The 16,223-nt window shown below is 65.1% G+C and carries 18 protein-coding genes; 10 read left to right on the top strand and 8 right to left on the bottom strand.

All coding sequences use genetic code 11. The features are described from left to right. The 3 genes from E7681_RS12350 to rsmA are packed head-to-tail and all read left to right on the top strand — an operon-like array spanning position 1 to position 3,037. Positions 1–1,227: a peptidylprolyl isomerase gene (locus E7681_RS12350; protein ID WP_136339608.1), complete on the top strand. Its 1,227-nt coding sequence runs from the start codon at positions 1–3 to the stop codon at positions 1,225–1,227. Then, positions 1,224–2,201, top strand: a complete 978-nt coding sequence (gene pdxA / locus E7681_RS12345; RefSeq protein WP_136339607.1) for a 4-hydroxythreonine-4-phosphate dehydrogenase PdxA — start codon at positions 1,224–1,226, stop codon at positions 2,199–2,201. Before E7681_RS12350 ends, pdxA begins: the two co-directional genes overlap by 4 nt. Continuing rightward, complete coding sequence (gene rsmA / locus E7681_RS12340; RefSeq protein ID WP_136339606.1) at positions 2,198–3,037, top strand: 16S rRNA (adenine(1518)-N(6)/adenine(1519)-N(6))-dimethyltransferase RsmA; 840 nt, start codon at positions 2,198–2,200, stop codon at positions 3,035–3,037. The genes pdxA and rsmA overlap by 4 nt, the downstream gene beginning before the upstream one ends. A gap of 50 nt (positions 3,038–3,087) precedes the next feature. On the opposite strand, the gene E7681_RS12335 is transcribed toward rsmA, so the two are convergent. The 3 genes from E7681_RS12335 to prfA all read right to left on the bottom strand — a co-directional run bounded on the left by E7681_RS12335 (position 3,088) and on the right by prfA (position 5,777). Then, complete coding sequence (locus E7681_RS12335; protein WP_136339605.1) at positions 3,088–3,669, bottom strand: DUF4167 domain-containing protein; 582 nt, start codon at positions 3,667–3,669, stop codon at positions 3,088–3,090. A 228-nt stretch (positions 3,670–3,897) separates the two neighbouring features. Continuing rightward, positions 3,898–4,731 carry a peptide chain release factor N(5)-glutamine methyltransferase gene (prmC, locus tag E7681_RS12330; protein WP_136339604.1) on the bottom strand — a complete coding sequence of 278 codons (834 nt, stop codon included), beginning with the start codon at positions 4,729–4,731 and terminating at the stop codon, positions 3,898–3,900. Next, positions 4,728–5,777 (bottom strand): peptide chain release factor 1, encoded by a 1,050-nt coding sequence (gene prfA / locus E7681_RS12325; RefSeq protein ID WP_136339603.1) that lies wholly within the window; start codon positions 5,775–5,777, stop codon positions 4,728–4,730. The genes prmC and prfA overlap by 4 nt, the downstream gene beginning before the upstream one ends. A 63-nt stretch (positions 5,778–5,840) precedes the next feature. Here prfA and E7681_RS12320 point away from each other — a divergent pair, with 63 nt between their 5' ends. Continuing rightward, positions 5,841–6,125: a hypothetical protein gene (locus E7681_RS12320; RefSeq protein ID WP_136339602.1), complete on the top strand. Its 285-nt coding sequence runs from the start codon at positions 5,841–5,843 to the stop codon at positions 6,123–6,125. On the opposite strand, the gene E7681_RS12315 is transcribed toward E7681_RS12320, so the two are convergent. The 3 genes from E7681_RS12315 to E7681_RS12305 form a co-directional block, all read right to left on the bottom strand. Then, positions 6,063–6,467, bottom strand: a complete 405-nt coding sequence (locus E7681_RS12315; protein ID WP_136339601.1) for a DUF1499 domain-containing protein — start codon at positions 6,465–6,467, stop codon at positions 6,063–6,065. The genes E7681_RS12320 and E7681_RS12315 overlap by 63 nt on opposite strands. A 110-nt stretch (positions 6,468–6,577) precedes the next feature. Further along, complete coding sequence (speB, locus tag E7681_RS12310) at positions 6,578–7,543, bottom strand: agmatinase (RefSeq protein ID WP_136339600.1); 966 nt, start codon at positions 7,541–7,543, stop codon at positions 6,578–6,580. Between the two features lie 50 nt (positions 7,544–7,593). Beyond that, a complete protein-coding gene (locus E7681_RS12305) occupies positions 7,594–8,754 on the bottom strand; it encodes a M20 aminoacylase family protein (RefSeq protein WP_136339599.1) in 1,161 nt (386 codons plus the stop codon). A 63-nt stretch (positions 8,755–8,817) separates the two neighbouring features. Here E7681_RS12305 and mazG point away from each other — a divergent pair, with 63 nt between their 5' ends. From mazG to E7681_RS12280, 5 genes are all read left to right on the top strand, one after another. Beyond that, positions 8,818–9,648, top strand: coding sequence for a nucleoside triphosphate pyrophosphohydrolase (mazG, locus tag E7681_RS12300; protein ID WP_136339598.1), 831 nt, complete (start codon positions 8,818–8,820; stop codon positions 9,646–9,648). Between the two features lie 82 nt (positions 9,649–9,730). After that, positions 9,731–10,744: a Fe(3+) ABC transporter substrate-binding protein gene (locus E7681_RS12295; protein ID WP_136339597.1), complete on the top strand. Its 1,014-nt coding sequence runs from the start codon at positions 9,731–9,733 to the stop codon at positions 10,742–10,744. Between the two features lie 204 nt (positions 10,745–10,948). Continuing rightward, positions 10,949–11,890, top strand: coding sequence for a nucleoside hydrolase (locus E7681_RS12290; RefSeq protein ID WP_136339596.1), 942 nt, complete (start codon positions 10,949–10,951; stop codon positions 11,888–11,890). Further along, positions 11,887–12,333, top strand: a complete 447-nt coding sequence (locus E7681_RS12285) for a GNAT family N-acetyltransferase (protein WP_136339595.1) — start codon at positions 11,887–11,889, stop codon at positions 12,331–12,333. Before E7681_RS12290 ends, E7681_RS12285 begins: the two co-directional genes overlap by 4 nt. 57 nt (positions 12,334–12,390) lie before the next feature. Next, a complete protein-coding gene (locus E7681_RS12280; RefSeq protein ID WP_136339594.1) occupies positions 12,391–13,812 on the top strand; it encodes a protein adenylyltransferase SelO in 1,422 nt (473 codons plus the stop codon). Positions 13,813–13,875: 63 nt separating this feature from the next. Here E7681_RS12280 and E7681_RS12275 read toward each other — a convergent pair whose 3' ends face one another. Both E7681_RS12275 and E7681_RS12270 read right to left on the bottom strand, forming a co-directional pair. Then, complete coding sequence (locus E7681_RS12275; RefSeq protein WP_136339593.1) at positions 13,876–14,763, bottom strand: DMT family transporter; 888 nt, start codon at positions 14,761–14,763, stop codon at positions 13,876–13,878. 57 nt (positions 14,764–14,820) lie between these two features. Further along, a complete protein-coding gene (locus E7681_RS12270; RefSeq protein WP_246032470.1) occupies positions 14,821–15,480 on the bottom strand; it encodes a DUF2238 domain-containing protein in 660 nt (219 codons plus the stop codon). Between the two features lie 14 nt (positions 15,481–15,494). Between E7681_RS12270 and E7681_RS12265 the strand changes: the two genes are divergently transcribed. Further along, positions 15,495–16,193 carry an endonuclease/exonuclease/phosphatase family protein gene (locus tag E7681_RS12265; RefSeq protein WP_136339591.1) on the top strand — a complete coding sequence of 233 codons (699 nt, stop codon included), beginning with the start codon at positions 15,495–15,497 and terminating at the stop codon, positions 16,191–16,193. The last annotated feature ends 30 nt before the right edge of the window (positions 16,194–16,223 follow it).

Below are 16,223 nucleotides of genomic sequence, written 5' to 3'. Positions count from 1 at the left end.
ATGTACAGATTGACCATGCGCCGGATTTTCCTAGCTTTCGCCACCCTTGGACTGGTTCTGACCGGGGCTGCCCTGCATGCGCAAAGCCTGTTCTCGCCGGCGATCCGGGTCAATGACCGCGCCATCACCTGGTACGAGCTGGACCAGCGCGCGCTGCTACTGAAGGCGGTCAACTCTCCCGGTGATCCGGTAAAGGAAGCGCGCAAGCAGCTGATCGAAGACCGCCTGAAACTGGATGCGGCGATTGCTGCCGGCGCGCGCGTCACCCCCGAAATGATCGAAACCGGAACCAAGGATTTCGCAGGCCGCGCCAATCTGTCCCCCGAACAGTTCATCACCGCGCTCGAGGAAAAAGGCGTTGCGCGCCAAACCTTTGAAGATTTCGTCTTTGCCGGCCTGGCCTGGCGCGAGGTCGTCCGTCTGAAATTCGCCAGCCGTCTGGCCGTCACCGACGAAGACATCGACAAGGCGCAGCGCGCGCTCAGCAACCTGAACTCGGCCCAGGTGCTGCTGTCGGAGCTTTTCATCCCCGTCCCGGAGGGCCGCGAGGCCGAGGCGATGGAGCTGGCGCAAAACATCATTCAGGACGCCACCATCGAAGGCTTCTCGAACAACGCGCGCCAATACTCGGTCGCACCCACCCGTGACGTGGGCGGCCGTCTGGAATGGATGTCGATCACCAAGCTGCCGCCGCAATTGCGCCCCGTCATCCTGTCGCTGAAACCCGGCGAGATTACCCAGCCGCTGCCGCTGCAAGGCGCGATTGCGCTGTTCCAGCTGCGCTCGATCGCGGAATCGGGCTGGCGCGCGCCGGACATCGCGGCCATCGAATACGCGACCTACCAGATCCCCGGCGGCCGTTCGCCCGAGGCGCTGGCCGCCGCGCAGACCCTGATGAACGACACCGACACCTGCGACGACCTTTACGGCACGGCCAAGGGCCAGCCCGACGAAGTGCTGTCGCGCGTCACCCAGAAACCCGGCGAAATCCCCCGCGACATCGCGATTGAACTGGCCAAGCTGGACAAGGGCGAACTCTCGGCCAACCTGACCCGCAACAACGGCCAGACCCTGCTGGTGGTCATGATGTGCGGCCGTACCCCGGCGCTGACGCAGGACGCCTCGCGCGAGGAGCTGACCGCCCAGTTGCGCAACCGCCGCGCCGAGTCGCTGGCCAACGGCTATCTGGAACAACTGCGCGCTGACGCCCGGATCATCGAGGAATGAGCCTGCCCATCGCGCTAAGCTGCGGAGAACCGGCAGGCGTCGGCCCCGAAATCGCGGCCACCGCCTGGGCCGCCCTGCGCGAGACGTTGCCGTTTTTCTATATCGGTGACCCCCGGCACCTGCCACACGGCACCGCCTTTGTCGAAATCGGCGCGCCCTCGGACGCCGCCGAGGCTGCTAAAACCGGCCTGCCGGTGCTGGTGCATCCGTTTGCCGCCCCAGCCGTCCCCGGCCAGCCCGACCCGGCCAACGCGCAAGGCGTCATCGACGTGATCACACGGGGGGTGGATCTGGTGATGCAAGGACAGGCCGCCGCCCTGACCACCGCGCCCATCCACAAGAAGGCGCTGAAGGACGGCGCGGGTTTCGCCTATCCCGGCCATACCGAGTACCTGGCCGCCCTTGGCGGGGTCGAACGTGTCGTGATGATGCTGGCCTGCCCGCAATTGCGCGTGGTCCCCACCACTATACACGAGGCGATCGCCGACGTGCCTCGCCTGCTGACCGACGAGTTGCTGGAACAGACCATCCGCATCACCCACGCCGCCCTGATCCGCGATTTCGGCCTGTCCGCGCCCCGTCTGGCCGTGGCCGGGCTGAACCCACACGCGGGCGAAGGCGGCGCAATGGGCACCGAGGAAATCACCCTGATCGCCCCCCTGCTGGACCGCCTGCGCGCCGAGGGGATGCAGATCACCGGCCCCTCCTCGGCTGACACCATGTTCCACGCCGCTGCCCGCACCCGTTATGACGCGGCGATCTGCATGTATCACGATCAGGCGCTGATCCCGATCAAGACGCTGGATTTCGCGGGCGGCGTCAACGTCACCCTGGGGCTGCCGTTCATCCGCACCTCGCCCGATCACGGCACCGCCTTTGACATCGCGGGACAAGGCATCGCCGATGCCAATTCCCTGATCGAGGCGCTGAAACTGGCCCGCCAGATGGCCGACGCACGAAAGGCCACCGCATGAGCGCCATCGACTCCCTTCCTCCGCTGCGGCAGGTCATCGACGACCACGGCATTGCCGCCAAGAAATCGCTGGGCCAGAACTTTCTGCTGGACCTGAACCTGACCGCCAAGATCGCGCGGCTGGCCGGGGATTTGTCGCAATCCGACGTGCTGGAAATCGGCCCCGGCCCCGGCGGTCTGACCCGTGGCCTGCTGGCCGAAGGCGCGCGCAAGGTGCTGGCGATCGAGAAAGACAGCCGCTGCATGCCCGCGCTGGAGGAGATCAGCGCCGCCTACCCCGGCAAGCTGCAGGTCATCAACGGTGACGCGCTAGAGGTGGACCCGCTGGCCCACCTGACCCCACCGATCCGCATCGCCGCCAACCTGCCCTATAACGTCGGGACCGAGCTGCTGATCCGCTGGCTGACGCCGCAGGAATGGCCGCCGTTCTGGTCCTCGCTGACGCTGATGTTCCAGAAGGAAGTTGCCGAGCGGATCGTCGCCCAACCCGGATCCAAGGCCTACGGCCGTTTGGCCCTGCTGGCGCAATGGCGCACAGAGGCGCGGATCGTGCTGCACCTGCCGCCAGAGGCGTTCAGCCCGCCGCCCAAGGTGCACTCGGCCGTCGTCCACCTGACCGCCCTGCCCGAGCCGAAATACCCCGCCGACCCGAAGAAACTGGAACAGGTCGTCGCCCGCGCCTTCAACCAGCGCCGCAAGATGCTGCGCGCCGCCCTGAAGGGCATGGCCCCCGATCTGGAGGACCGCCTGCTGGCCGCCGGCATCCAGCCAACCGACCGGGCCGAGACTGTCTCGCTTGAACAGTTCTGCGCGCTGTCCCGACTGTTGGCGCAATAAAAAAGCGCGAAGGCCGAGCCATCGCGCTTTTCGAAATCCTGACGTTTAGATTACGCCGCTTCGGGCGCCGGGGGCTGATCCCCGCCTTCGCTGTCGCTTTTCTTGGCGCGCGGCTTGCGGGGGGCGGACGACCGGGTCCGCTTCGGCTTGGGCTTGTCTTCCGGCGCGGCCTTGTTTTCGGGGGTCTCGACCAGGTTGCTGTCGCTGTCGTCGCCCAGATCCAGAACGTCCGGCGCTGCGCTTGCTTCGCCCGCTGCGGTTTCTTCCACCTCGGGGGACGAGTCGTTCGACTCGCGTTCCTGACGGGCGGCGCGTTCACGGTCGCGCTCGGCCTGACGCTCGCGGTTCTGGCGGTCCTGCTCCTCGCGGCGTTGGTCCTGTTCGCGCTGCGCTTCGGACAGCATGCGCAGGTAATGCTCGGCGTGCTGCTGGAAGTTCTCGGCCGCGACGCGGTCATTGCTCAGCTGCGCATCGCGCGCCAGCTGGTTGTACTTGTCGATGATCTGCTGCGGCGTGCCGCGCACCTTGCCCTCGGGGCCCGAGCTGTCAAACACGCGGTTGACGATGTTCCCGACGGTCCGGTTATTGTTGCGGTTCGATTTCGACCGCGAGCGGCTTTTCGAAGATCTCATATTCCTGAATTCCAGCCCGAAAATTCTGTGTGCTGTGCCGGTCGTGCGCCTCATGCGCGTTCAAGTCTGCCCGGACCACAACGATGTTGGCTTGGCGTCAAGCGGGACCGCACTCAGGCATCCACCGCATCGACACAACCTGACTAATGCGTAAAAGCCTGTGATGACAAGTGGAATCACGGTGATTTCACACGGGTTTTGCAAAAAATTGCCGTGTGCCGTTGCAAATCAGCCGCGTATTGCCGCTACCACCCGATCACGGCCGTCGAGGTCGGGCAGAACCCTGATCTCGCGCCAGCCGTTCTGCGCGAATAGCGCGGCCACGTCCGGACCCTGTTTCCAGCCGATCTCGACCAGTACACGGCCCTCGGGGGCCAGATAGGCCGCCCCGTCGCGCGCAATCACGCGGTACGGCTCCAGCCCGTCACCGCCGGGGGTCAGGGCCATGTGGGGGTCGTGGCCCAGAACCTCGGGCGACAGCTCTGTCATTTCCTGCGCGGTGATGTAGGGCGGGTTCGAGACGATCAGGTCGAACACTCCGTCAACCGCGCCGAACCAGTCCGAACGGCGCAGATCGACCTGCCCCTCCACTCCCAAGGAGCGAGCATTTTCGGCGGCAACGTTCAGCGCGGCGGCGCTCAGATCGCAGGCAACGCCGCGGGCCTGCGGCCATTCCGCCAGCAAGGTCAGCGCAATACAGCCCGATCCGGTGCCCAGGTCCAGAAACCGCGTAGGCGCAGGGCCAGCCAAAGCCTCGGCGATCAGGGTCTCGGTTTCGGGACGCGGGTCCAGCACATCGGGGGTCACGCGGAACTCGCGCCCCCAAAAGGCGCGCGTCCCGACGATCTTTGACACAGGTTCGTGCGCGATGCGCCGGGTCAGTGCTTCGTCGAACCGCGCGGCAGCCTCAGAGGGCATCGCGTCGCCCCCCATCAGGACCAGCCGGTCACGCGACACGCCCAAGGCAAAGGCCAGCAAGTGCCGCGCATCGCCCGCGTCGATCCCGGCCTCGGCCAACCTCGCCGCACCAAAGCGGAGCGTCTCGGACACCCGCGGCTTCATCCGTCCATCTCGGCCAGCAGCGCGGCCTGATGATCGGCGATCAGCGCGTCGATCACCTCGTCCAGATCGCCCTGCAGGATCTGGTCCAGCTTATAAAGCGTCAGGTTGATCCGGTGATCCGTCATCCGCCCCTGCGGAAAGTTGTAGGTGCGGATGCGCTCGCTGCGATCCCCGCTGCCGACCTGCGACTTGCGATTGGCCGCCCGTTCGGAATCGATCCGCTGCCGCTCCATATCGTAAAGCCGCGTTTTCAGCACCTGCATCGCAATAGCGCGGTTCTGGTGCTGCGATTTCTCGGAACTGGTGACGACGATCCCCGACGGAATGTGCGTGATCCGCACCGCCGAGTCGGTGGTGTTCACGTGCTGCCCACCGGCACCCGAGCTGCGCATCGTGTCGATCCGCAGATCATTGGCGTCAATCTGGATATCCACGTCCTCCGCCTCGGGCAGCACAGCCACTGTGGCCGCCGAAGTGTGGATGCGCCCACCGCTTTCCGTCTCGGGCACACGCTGCACCCGGTGCACGCCGCTCTCGAATTTCAGCCGGGCAAAGACGCCCTCGCCCTTCACATGGGCGGTGACTTCCTTGATCCCGCCCAACTCGGTGTGCTGCATCTCAAGGATCTGGAACGACCAGCCGCGCGCCTCGGCATAGCGCTGGTACATCCGCAGCAAATCGCCCGCGAACAGCGCCGCCTCGTCGCCCCCCGTGCCTGGGCGGATCTCGATCATCGCCGGACGCGCATCAGCGGCATCCTTGGGCAGCAGCGCCAGTTGCAGCGCCTTCTCGGCCTGCGGCAGACGCGCCTTCAACACCGGCAGCTCTTCCTCGGCCAGCGCCCGCATCTCGGGGTCGCGCAGCATCGCCTCGGCCTCGGCCATGTCGTCCAGCAATTGGCGATAGGCGTCGATCTGGTCGACTACCGGACGCAACTCGGAATATTCGCGCCCGAGGGCAGCAATATCCCCGCCCCCCTCGGCCATCTTGGCCTCAAGGAATTGGAAGCGTTGGGTGATCTGGGCTAGCCTGTCGAGCGAAATCATGACCGGTTCCTTGGCTGATCGACTGTATTTGGTCAAGCCCCGCGCTTGTGATAGCATCTCCCCATGCGCCTTAGCCTGATCCTGATCCTTGCGGCCACGCCCGCCCTGTCCGACGCCAATATCGGCGGCAAGACGGTGGATTGCTATTGCACCGACAGCCAGGGCAAACGGATCGAACTGGGCGAGACGATCTGCCTGCAAGTCGACGGCCGCATGTTCATGGCGCAATGCCAGATGTCACTGAACGTGCCGATGTGGCGCGAAGTGGCCCAAGGCTGCCTCAGCTCATCCCTGCGCCAAAGCCTTCAGCCACCCGTCGACACGGGCCTTGTTGACCCCCAGATCTGAGCGCCCGAACCGCAACCGCCCCAGGATCGCGATCTGACCGTCGCGCAACTCCACCGTGGTGTAATCAGGAAACCCCCACAGGGCCGAGCGCGTCACATAGGTGATCCGTCCCTCGGCAACCGAGCCCGCCAACACCCGCGTCCGCGCCGTGGCCCGAATGATCGCATCCAGCCGCGCCATCACCGCGGCATCGCCCGCAATCACGCGCCGCACCCCGGCCTTGAACGCGGCATCCCCCTCGCCACTGACAGGCACATGCCAACGCGACGGCTCACTCGGCGCCACACGCACCCAGATCGCCACCCCGACCAAAGCCGCAAGAACCAGCCCCAACCATTTCATACGTCCTACCCTTCTTTCTGACGGGAAATACTCCCGCCGGAGGCCCGGAAAATTTCAAATTTTCCGGACAAAATTCTTTGCAAGAATTTTGCGTCCCCCAACCGTCGGGTTCAAGCGTTCCGCCGCGTCCAGCCCCAAAGGCAGATCAGCTCCATCGCCACATGCGCGCCTGCAATCGCGGTGGCCCCGGTGGTGTCATAGGGCGGCGAAACCTCGACGATATCCCCACCGACCAGATTGATCCCCGCAAGATCGCGCAGGATGATCGCCGCCTGACCGCTGCTCAGCCCACCCCAGACCGGCGTGCCCGTACCCGGCGCAAAGGCCGGGTCCAGCGCGTCGATGTCGAAGGTCAGGTACGTCTGATGATCCCCAACGATCTCGCGTGCCCGCCGCGCCACTTCGGCCGGCCCCACCTCGTGCACCGTCCGCGCGTCGATGAAGTTCATCCCGCAATAGTCGTCGCACTCCGTCCGGATGCCGATCTGGACCGAGCGTTTCGGATCCACCAGCCCCAGTTTCACCGCCTTGTACATGAAGGTGCCGTGGTCGATCCGCTCCATGTCGTCATCGGCCCACAGGTCCGAATGCGCGTCGAACTGGATCACGCTCAGCGGGCCGTATTTCTCGGCATAGGCTTTCAGGATCGGCAGGGTGATGAAGTGATCGCCGCCCAGCGTCACCGTCCCCACGCCGCCCGCCAACAGGGTCCGGAAATGCTCTTGGATCGCGCCCGGCGTCCCGCTGACATTGGCGTAATCAAAGGCCAGATCGCCGTAATCAATCACTGCAAACTCGCCCAGCGGGTCAAACCCCCAGCCATAGGGCGGGTCATAGGGTTGCAGCGTGCTGGCCTCGCGGATCGCACGCGGTCCCATCCGGGTGCCGGTCCGGTTCGTCACCGCCTGATCGAACGGCACACCTGTCACCGCCAGATCAACGCCCGTCAAATCCTTGGTATACTTGCGCCGCAGGAACGAGGTCGCGCCCGCAAAGGCGTTCTCATAGCTCAGCCCCCGCAGATCCCTGCGCGTGAACGCCATGTCGATCTGCTTTTTCGCGTCTTCCAGTGCCATGTTTTTTCCTTTCCCTGACGAGCCCGCCGATCACGGACGGGCAATCGCCCTCACAACGGCAGTGCCGTCTCGACCACCCGCGCAAAGAACGACGCCCCGATCGGCGAGATCCGGTCGTTGAAGTTGAAGCCCGGCTGGTGCAGCCCCGCCCCCGGCCCCGCCCCCAGGAACAGATAGGCCCCCGGTCGCGCGTTCAGCATGTACGAGAAATCCTCGGCCCCCATTTCGCGGCTGTAATCGTCGACCACGTTTTCGGCCCCTGCCACCTCGCGCGCCACATCGGCTGCGAAGGCGGTTTTGGCCGGGTCGTTCACCGTGGCCGGATACCAGACCTCGTAATTCAGATCGACCTTGACGCCATAGGCCGGGGCCATGCCCGCGACGATCTCTTTCATTCGGCGGCGCACCATTTTCTGCACCTCGGGGTCAAAGGTCCGCACCGTGCCGTTGATATAGGCGGTCTCGGGTATGATGTTTTCGGCGCTGCCGGTGTGGATCTGCGTGACCGAGATCACCAGATCGTCCAGCGCATAGTGGTTCCGGCTGGAGATCGTCTGGATCGCCTGCACAATCCCTACTGCCGCCACCACCGGATCGCGGCTTTCATGCGGCATCGCACCGTGTCCGCCGACGCCCTTGATATGGATGTGGAACGTATCCACCGCGGCCATGATCGGCCCGGGCGTCGTGAAAAACTCGCCCTCGTGGAACCCCGGCGCGTTGTGCAGTGCATAGACCTGCGCGATGTCGAAGCGGTCCATGATGCCCTCTTCGACCATCACGCCGCCACCGCCGCCGTTTTCCTCGGCCGGTTGGAAAATCAGCGCCACGCGGCCCGCGAAATTGCGCGTTTCGGCCAGGTATTTCGCGGCCCCCAGCAGCATCGTCGTGTGCCCGTCATGCCCGCAGGCATGCATCACTCCCTTGTTTTCCGAGGCATATTCGGCCCCCGTCTCCTCCAGAATCGGCAGCGCGTCCATGTCGGCGCGCAGGCCCACCGTCGGCCCGTTTTCGCGGCCATTGATCAGCGCAACGATGCCGGTTTTGGCGATACCGGTATGGATTTCGTCCACGCCGAATTCGCGCAGGCGTTCCTCGACAAAGGCCGCCGTTTCAAAGCAGTCAAAGCCCAGTTCGGGGTGCTGGTGCAGGTGCCGACGCCAGGCGGTCATCTCTTCGGACAGGCCGGCGATGCGATTGATGACGGGCATGGGTGGACTCCTTTGGGCCGAAGCGTCAGTCTCCCACTCAATCCCAAACACGGAGCCGCTGCAATGCCCGATCACGACCTGATCCATGACCCCAACGGCGGGATGCCGCGCCTTCTGGCGATCATGCGCGCGCTGCGTGATCCGCAGACCGGCTGCCCCTGGGACATCGAACAGGACTTCTCGACCATCGCGCCCTACACGATCGAGGAAGCCTACGAAGTGGCCGACGCGATCGAGCGCGAGGCCTGGGACGAGCTGAAGGGCGAGCTGGGCGATCTGCTGTTCCAGTCGGTGTTTCACGCCCAGATGGCGGACGAACGCGGGCTGTTCACCTTTGATCAGGTGGCCGACACCATGTCCGACAAGATGGTCGCTCGTCACCCGCATGTGTTCGGCGACGAATCCCGCGACAAGTCGGCCGAGCAACAGACCCAGGACTGGGAAGCGATCAAGGCGCAGGAACGGGCTGGAAAGGCGCAAAAGGGCACTCTGGACGGGGTCGCGGTGGGCCTGCCGGCCCTGTTGCGCGCCTACAAGCTGCAAAAACGCGCGGCACGGGTAGGCTTTGACTGGCCCGCCATCGACCACGTCATCGACAAGATCGCCGAGGAAGCCGCCGAGTTAAAAGAGGCCCGCGACACCCTGACCCAGGCCGAGATCGAGGAAGAATTCGGTGACCTGCTGTTCGTTATGGCCAATCTGGGCCGCCACCTGAACATCGAACCCGAGGCCGCCCTGCGTGCTGCAAACGCCAAATTCATCAAGCGTTTCCAAGGTGTTGAGGCGAAGCTGGCCGAGATGGGCAAACGCCCCGAAGACTCGGATCTAGCCGAGATGGACGCGCTGTGGGATGCGGTAAAGCTGGAGCATCGCGCAGGTCAAAATAAAAGTTGATGCAATTAATCAGGTATTGACCTGAGTAATTTTGTCAGATTAAACCGCCACAGCGAAACCGCACTAGTCGAAAGGGACCCCCATGTTCGCTCTGCCCAAATCCGCCCTGGCCGCCGCCGCTCTGACGATGACCGCGCTGCCCGCGCTGGCCAAGGATGTGAACCTGTATTCGTACCGCCAGCCGGACCTGCTGAAGCCGCTGACGGATGCCTTCACCGCCGAAACCGGCATCACCGTGAACGTCGCCTACCTGGAAAAAGGCATGGTCGAGCGCCTGCAGGCCGAGGGCAAACGCAGCCCCGCCGATCTGGTGCTGACGGTCGACATCTCGCGCCTGTCGGCCGTGGTCGAGGCCGGGCTGACCCAGCCGGTGCACTCGGACGTGCTGGCCGCCAACGTGCCCGCCGCCTTCCATGATCCCGACGGCCAATGGTGGGGCCTGACCACTCGGGCGCGCATCGTCTATGCCAGCAAGGACCGTGTGAAGCCCGAAGAGGTGACAACCTACGAAGACCTCGCCGATCCGAAGTGGAAGGGCCGCATCTGTACCCGCTCGGGCATGCACGCCTACAACGTGGCGCTGACCGCCGCCTACCTGCACCACCACGGCGAAGAGGCCACCAAGGCTTGGCTGGAAGGGCTGAAAGCCAACCTGGCGCGCAAACCCCAAGGCAACGACCGTGGCCAGGTCAAGGCGATCTGGGCGGGCGAATGCGACATCGCCATCGGCAACACCTACTACATGGGCGAGATGCTGGAAGACCCCGAACAGAAAGAATGGGCCGACAGCGTGAACATCGTCTTCCCGGTGTTCGAGGGCGACGGCGCACACGTCAACATCTCGGGCGTGGCGATGACGAAATACGCCCCCAACAAGGACAACGCCCTGAAGCTGATGGAATTCCTGTCCTCGCCCGAGGCGCAGAAGATCTATGCAGAAGCCAACCACGAATACCCGATCGCTCCGGGCACCGAACCGGCGGCGCTGGTGAAAAGCTGGGGCAGCTTTACCGCTGACAGCGTCAACCTGATGGAGCTGGCAAAGCTGCGTCCGGCTGCAGTCAAGCTGATCGAGACCGTCGATTTCGACGGCTGATTTGATCGGAAAGAGTTGAGGTTTGGGGCGGTCCACGCAGGGCCGCCCCTGTCGTTTTGGCGGTTTGGCTGCGGGGCAAAGGGGGGCCAGCCCCCCTCTGGCCTGCGGCCATTCACCCCCCGGGATATTTGGAAAAAGAAGAAGGCAGGGGGCATGGACTTTGCCCCGGCAAATGGGCAGGGTCTGGCGGCGACAGGAGGCCACATGACCAAGCACCGCATCATCATCGACACCGATCCCGGGCAGGACGACGCCATCGCGATCCTGCTGGCGCTGGCCAGCCCCGAAGAAATCGAGGTTCTGGGGATCACCGCGGTGGCGGGCAATGTGCCGCTGCCCCTGACGCAGCTGAACGCGCGCAAGGTGTGCGAGCTGGCCGGGCGGCCGGATATCAAGGTGTTCGCCGGGTGCGACCGGCCGCTGGGGCGTGATCTGGTGACGGCCGAGCATGTGCACGGCAAGACCGGGCTGGACGGGCCGGTGTTGCCGGACCCGCAGATGCCGTTGCAGGCGCAGCACGCGGTCGATTTCATCATCGACACGTTGCGGGCAGAACCTGTAGGTTCGGTTACGCTGTGTCCGCTGGGGCCGCTGACCAACATCGCCATGGCCTTTGAGAAGGCCCCTGACATCGTTACCCGCGTGCGCGAGATCGTGCTGATGGGCGGGGCCTATTTCGAGGTGGGAAACATTACCCCAACCGCCGAGTTCAACATTTACGTTGACCCGCAGGCGGCGCGGATCGTGTTCCGCTCGGGTGTGCGGATCGTGGTGATGCCGCTGGATGTCACCCACAAGGCGCTGGTCACGCGCGAACGCAACGACGCGTTCCGCGCGCTTGGCAATCGGGTTGGCGAAGCGGTCGCGCAGATGACCGATTTCTTCGAGCGCTTCGACAAGGAGAAATACGGCGGGCTGGGTGCGCCGCTGCATGATCCCTGTGTCACGGCCTATCTGATCCGCCCCGACCTGTTTCAAGGCCGCCATGTCAATGTCGAGATCGAGACCCAGTCCGAGCTGACCATGGGCATGACTGTCGCCGACTGGTGGCGCGTCTCGGGGCGTGAACCGAACGCGCTGTTCATGGGCGACATCGACGCTGACGGCTTCTTTGCCCTGCTGACCGAAAGGCTGGCCCGGTTGTGACCGCGCTCCATCTGGCCCGCCCCGAGGATGCCGAACGCCTACTTGCCCTGATCGCTGCCGACCGGGCCGAGCGTGGGTTGGCCCCTGACCCGCAAGGCATCGCCGCCGCACTGACTCCGCTTCTAGAAGGCTCGCCGCATGGTGTAGCCTATCTGATCGGCCCGCAACGCGCGCCCATCGGCCATATCGTGATCGGCTTTGGCTGGTCCGTGGATGCGGGCGGGTTGGTCGGCACCGTGGATCAGCTGTTCATCCGCCCCGGCGTGAGGGGGCGCGGCATCGGGCAAGAGGTGCTGAGCGCGCTGCCCAAGGCGCTGGCCGCTGCCGGTCTGACCGCCCTGACCGGCGAGGTCGCGCAGGACGACACCCGCACCCGCGCCTTTCTGGCCCGCGCCCGGTTTCAGGACCGCCCCGGCCGGCTACTGATGACCCTGCCGCTGTAACGCCTCTTTCGCCCTGCCCTGCCTTGCTTTCAGGGCCGCCCGTCATATTTGCCCCTCATGACCCTGACCTTAGCTTTCGACAACAGCTTCGCCACCCTGCCCCCGCGGTTTTACGCGCGCGTGCTGCCGACCCCGGTCGCCGCGCCCCAGCTGATCGCCTTCAACACACCGCTGGCAGCAGAGCTTGGCATCACCCCCGGCAGCACTGAGGAGATGGCGCAGGTCTTTGCGGGCAACACCATCCCGCAGGGCGCCGCCCCGCTGGCACAGGCCTATGCCGGGCACCAGTTCGGCGGCTTCTCGCCCCAGCTGGGCGACGGCCGCGCGATCCTGCTGGGCGAGGTGATCGACCGCCACGGCCACCGCCGCGACATCCAGCTCAAAGGCTCCGGCCCGACGCCGTTCAGCCGCCGTGGCGACGGGCGCGCCTGGCTGGGCCCCGTCCTGCGCGAATACGTGATGTCCGAGGCGATGTACGCCCTCGGCATCCCCACCACCCGCGCCCTCGCCGCCGTCAGTACCGGAGAGCGCATCCAGCGCGAACGCGGCCTGCCCGGCGCGATCCTGACCCGCGTCGCCTCCAGCCACCTGCGCGTCGGCACCTTCCAGTATTTCGCCGCCCGTCAGGACCTGGACGGGCTGCAAACCCTGTTCGAATACGCCCGCACCCGCCATTACCCGCAGGCGGAAACCCCGCTGGATTTCCTGCAATCCGTGATCAATCGGCAGATCAAGCTGGTCGTGCAATGGCTGTCCATCGGCTTCATCCACGGCGTGATGAACACCGACAACACCTCAATCTCGGGCGAGACGATCGACTACGGCCCCGCCGCCTACATGGATACCTACCACCCCGTCACGGTCTATTCCTCGATCGACCAGCACGGGCGCTATGCCTATGATAACCAAGCAAATGTCCTGGCCTGGAACATGGCACAACTGGCCACAGCACTGGTCCCGCTGATGCCCAATTCGGACGAGGCGATCAAACGCTTCACCACCGCGATCCACGGCATGGCCGACCAGCTGAAATCCGAATGGATCGCCGCGTTCGGCCGCAAGATCGGCTTGGCGAATGCCACCGCAGCCGACGAGGCCCTGCTCAACGCCCTGCTCAACACCATGACGCAGCAACAGGCCGATTTCACCAACACCTTCCGCAAGCTCGCCACCGGCGCCGCCGCGCGCGATCAGTTCACCGACCCCGCCGCCTTCGACAGCTGGGAACCCCAATGGCGCGCGCGCCTAGCTACCGAACCCGACCCGCACCGCCTGATGTGCGCCACCAACCCGGCTTTCATCCCGCGCAACCACCGGGTCGAGCAGATGATCCAGGCCGCCGAGGCCGGCGATTACGCCCCCTTCCACCGCCTCAACGCCGTGCTATCCCGCCCCTACGACGACCAGCCCGAGGCCGAAGACCTGACGCGCCCGCCCCTGCCTTCCGAGGCCGTCACCCAAACCTTCTGCGGCACCTGAAGCGCAAAACCGCCCCTGGCTTCTTTCTGATGAAAATACTCAAATCCGTCGCCCCCAAAGGCGTCATGCCGGGCGCTTCTTGCGATTGATCAACACGATCCCCAGCGCCACCAGCACCATCGCGCCGATCACGTTCCAGCCCATCTCTTCGCCCAGCAGCAACCAGCCCAGGGTCACGCTCAGCACCGGGGTCAGAAAGGCGAAACTGGCCACGCCCGAGGCCGGGTAGATGCTGATCAGGAACACCCAGAACAGGAACCCAAAGCTCGCCACGGCCAGGATCTGGTAGGCCAACCCCATGAAATGCCACATTCCCGGATCACGCAGGAACGGCCCGAACATCGGGGAAACCGCCAGCAGGATCACCGCCGAGACGGACAATTGCCAGAACAGCTGCATCTCGGGGCGCACCGTGGACAATCGGCTCAGCCGCAGCACCAGCGCGATCCCGGCCCATCCGAACGCCCCTGACAGTGCCGCCAAATCGCCCGCCAGCGTCGCCTGCCCGCCGCGATGCCCACCCAGAACCAGCGCCACGCCCCCCATCGCCAGCACCAGACCCAGAACGCGCAGCGACGTCAGCCTCTCGCCCGGCAACAGGAAATGCGCCGCGATCGAAAGGATCACCGGCATCGTGTAAAACAGCAGCGAGGCATGGGACACGCTGGTATGATCCAGCGCCCAGAACAGCGCCACGAACTCTTGCGCGAACAGCGCCCCCAGCAGCAACCCCGGCCCCAGCGTCCCCTTGCGGAAATCGAACGGAATGCCCCGCAACCGCATCCACGCGATCAGCACGATCACCGCCCCGACCGAGCGTAGCCCGGCCATGAACACCGGCTGAAAGCCGCCGTTGCCCAGCTTCACCACGACCTGGTTGACCGCCAGCACGATTCCGAAGGCGACCAGCGAGACCGCTCCGAATGTGTCGATTTTGTCCTTGCGCTCCATGCCGGCCAACAGAGGCGGGAAATCCGGCGGCGTCAATGCGGATCGTACGGGGGCGAACTATTTTTTGAAGCGACGGAACAAGTGCGGGTTGCGATGCACGAACTCGTCGATCATCCCCATCGGCCCGCCCATCGCCTGCCCCTTCAGGTACAGATAGCCCGACGCGGCCCCGATGAACGCCCCCAGCGTGTCGACGATCAGATCGCCCATCGTGTCCAGCAGCCCCGATTTCTGCATGTTCAGGCCAAAGATCTGGTCCATGCCGAACTCGAACACCTCCCACATCGCGCCGACAGCCAGCGCAAAGCAGAAGGCGAAGAACGCCACAGCGATGGGCGGTGCCGCGAACCTGTCGCCCTGGAACATGATGAACACTAGCACGAAGCCGATCAGCCCGAAGCCGATCGCGCTGCCGCCGTGCAAGGCGATGTCCCACCACCAAAACCTGTTATAGAAATCAAAGGCTTCGCCCAGGAACAACGTCCCTGCCACGAACAGCACGATCAGCGTCACGAAACTGGGCGGCACCCGGACTGCGGCCCACCGCGCCAGCCACAGCGGCGCCAGCGACAGCGCCAGCGTCACCACGCAGACAAAGGCCAGCGACCAATTCGCCGTCGCCAAGGCCCCCGCCGCCAAAAGCAGCAGCGCGCCCCAGATCGCCCTTGCCAGCCATGTCTGTTCGGCGAACATGCCGTGACTTTTCCCTGTGACCATGCTGTTGCTTTCAGATGACCGCATCTTTGCTGACGATTGCAAGCTACAACCTCCAGAAATGCGTCGGCATGGATTTGCGGCGACGCCCCGACCGCAGCTTGTCTGTCATCAACGCACTTGGGGCCCAGGTGGTGACGTTGCAAGAGGCCGACAAACGCCTGCCGCCCCGTCCCGCCGCCTTGCCGCACGATATGGTCGAGGCTGACGGCTGGCGCATCCTGCCCTTCGGCCAGCCCGGCGGATCACTTGGATGGCACGGCAACGCCATGCTGGTGCGCCCCGAGATTGCCGTTCTGACCACCGCCCATCTTGACCTGCCGGGGTTGGAGCCGCGCGGCGCCATCCGCGCCGATCTGCTGACTCCGCTTGGCCCTGTGCGGGTGATCGGCACGCATCTGGGGCTGGTCCGGCGCTGGCGCATCCTTCAGGTCTCGGCCATCGCCCGCCACCTGGCTGCGCTGCCACCGATGCCCGCGATCCTGGCGGGCGATCTGAACGAATGGGGCTCGGTCGCGCCGATGGATCACGCAGCGCATGGGCTGGATTTCGCGCCCGCGCATCCCTCTTACCCCGCACTGCGCCCGGTGGGGCGACTGGACCGCTTTGCCACCACGCCCGATCTGCGCGTTCTGGCCACCGGCGTACATCTGGCCCAACCCGCCCGCGTGGCCAGCGATCACCTGCCCGTCTGGGCCCGCATCACCCATGCCTGAGCGGCTTCACCGCCTGCGCATTCCGTGCTA

It is taken from the genome of Thalassobius vesicularis (assembly GCF_004799325.1).
GTDB classification, from domain to species: domain Bacteria; phylum Pseudomonadota; class Alphaproteobacteria; order Rhodobacterales; family Rhodobacteraceae; genus Thalassobius; species Thalassobius vesicularis.
This window is presented reverse-complemented; position numbering and strand designations above follow the sequence as displayed.

Excerpts from the sequence above, each read along its gene's own strand:
- E7681_RS12350 (WP_136339608.1), top strand. The coding sequence starts at position 1 with ATGTACAGATTGACCATGCGCCGGATTTTCCTAGCTTTCGCCACCCTT.
- pdxA (WP_136339607.1), top strand. The coding sequence starts at position 1,224 with ATGAGCCTGCCCATCGCGCTAAGCTGCGGAGAACCGGCAGGCGTCGGC.
- rsmA (WP_136339606.1), top strand. The coding sequence starts at position 2,198 with ATGAGCGCCATCGACTCCCTTCCTCCGCTGCGGCAGGTCATCGACGAC.
- E7681_RS12335 (WP_136339605.1), bottom strand. The coding sequence starts at position 3,669 with ATGAGATCTTCGAAAAGCCGCTCGCGGTCGAAATCGAACCGCAACAAT.
- prmC (WP_136339604.1), bottom strand. The coding sequence starts at position 4,731 with ATGAAGCCGCGGGTGTCCGAGACGCTCCGCTTTGGTGCGGCGAGGTTG.
- prfA (WP_136339603.1), bottom strand. The coding sequence starts at position 5,777 with ATGATTTCGCTCGACAGGCTAGCCCAGATCACCCAACGCTTCCAATTC.
- E7681_RS12320 (WP_136339602.1), top strand. The coding sequence starts at position 5,841 with ATGCGCCTTAGCCTGATCCTGATCCTTGCGGCCACGCCCGCCCTGTCC.
- E7681_RS12315 (WP_136339601.1), bottom strand. The coding sequence starts at position 6,467 with ATGAAATGGTTGGGGCTGGTTCTTGCGGCTTTGGTCGGGGTGGCGATC.
- speB (WP_136339600.1), bottom strand. The coding sequence starts at position 7,543 with ATGGCACTGGAAGACGCGAAAAAGCAGATCGACATGGCGTTCACGCGC.
- E7681_RS12305 (WP_136339599.1), bottom strand. The coding sequence starts at position 8,754 with ATGCCCGTCATCAATCGCATCGCCGGCCTGTCCGAAGAGATGACCGCC.
- mazG (WP_136339598.1), top strand. The coding sequence starts at position 8,818 with ATGCCCGATCACGACCTGATCCATGACCCCAACGGCGGGATGCCGCGC.
- E7681_RS12295 (WP_136339597.1), top strand. The coding sequence starts at position 9,731 with ATGTTCGCTCTGCCCAAATCCGCCCTGGCCGCCGCCGCTCTGACGATG.
- E7681_RS12290 (WP_136339596.1), top strand. The coding sequence starts at position 10,949 with ATGACCAAGCACCGCATCATCATCGACACCGATCCCGGGCAGGACGAC.
- E7681_RS12280 (WP_136339594.1), top strand. The coding sequence starts at position 12,391 with ATGACCCTGACCTTAGCTTTCGACAACAGCTTCGCCACCCTGCCCCCG.
- E7681_RS12275 (WP_136339593.1), bottom strand. The coding sequence starts at position 14,763 with ATGGAGCGCAAGGACAAAATCGACACATTCGGAGCGGTCTCGCTGGTC.
- E7681_RS12270 (WP_246032470.1), bottom strand. The coding sequence starts at position 15,480 with ATGGTCACAGGGAAAAGTCACGGCATGTTCGCCGAACAGACATGGCTG.
- E7681_RS12265 (WP_136339591.1), top strand. The coding sequence starts at position 15,495 with ATGACCGCATCTTTGCTGACGATTGCAAGCTACAACCTCCAGAAATGC.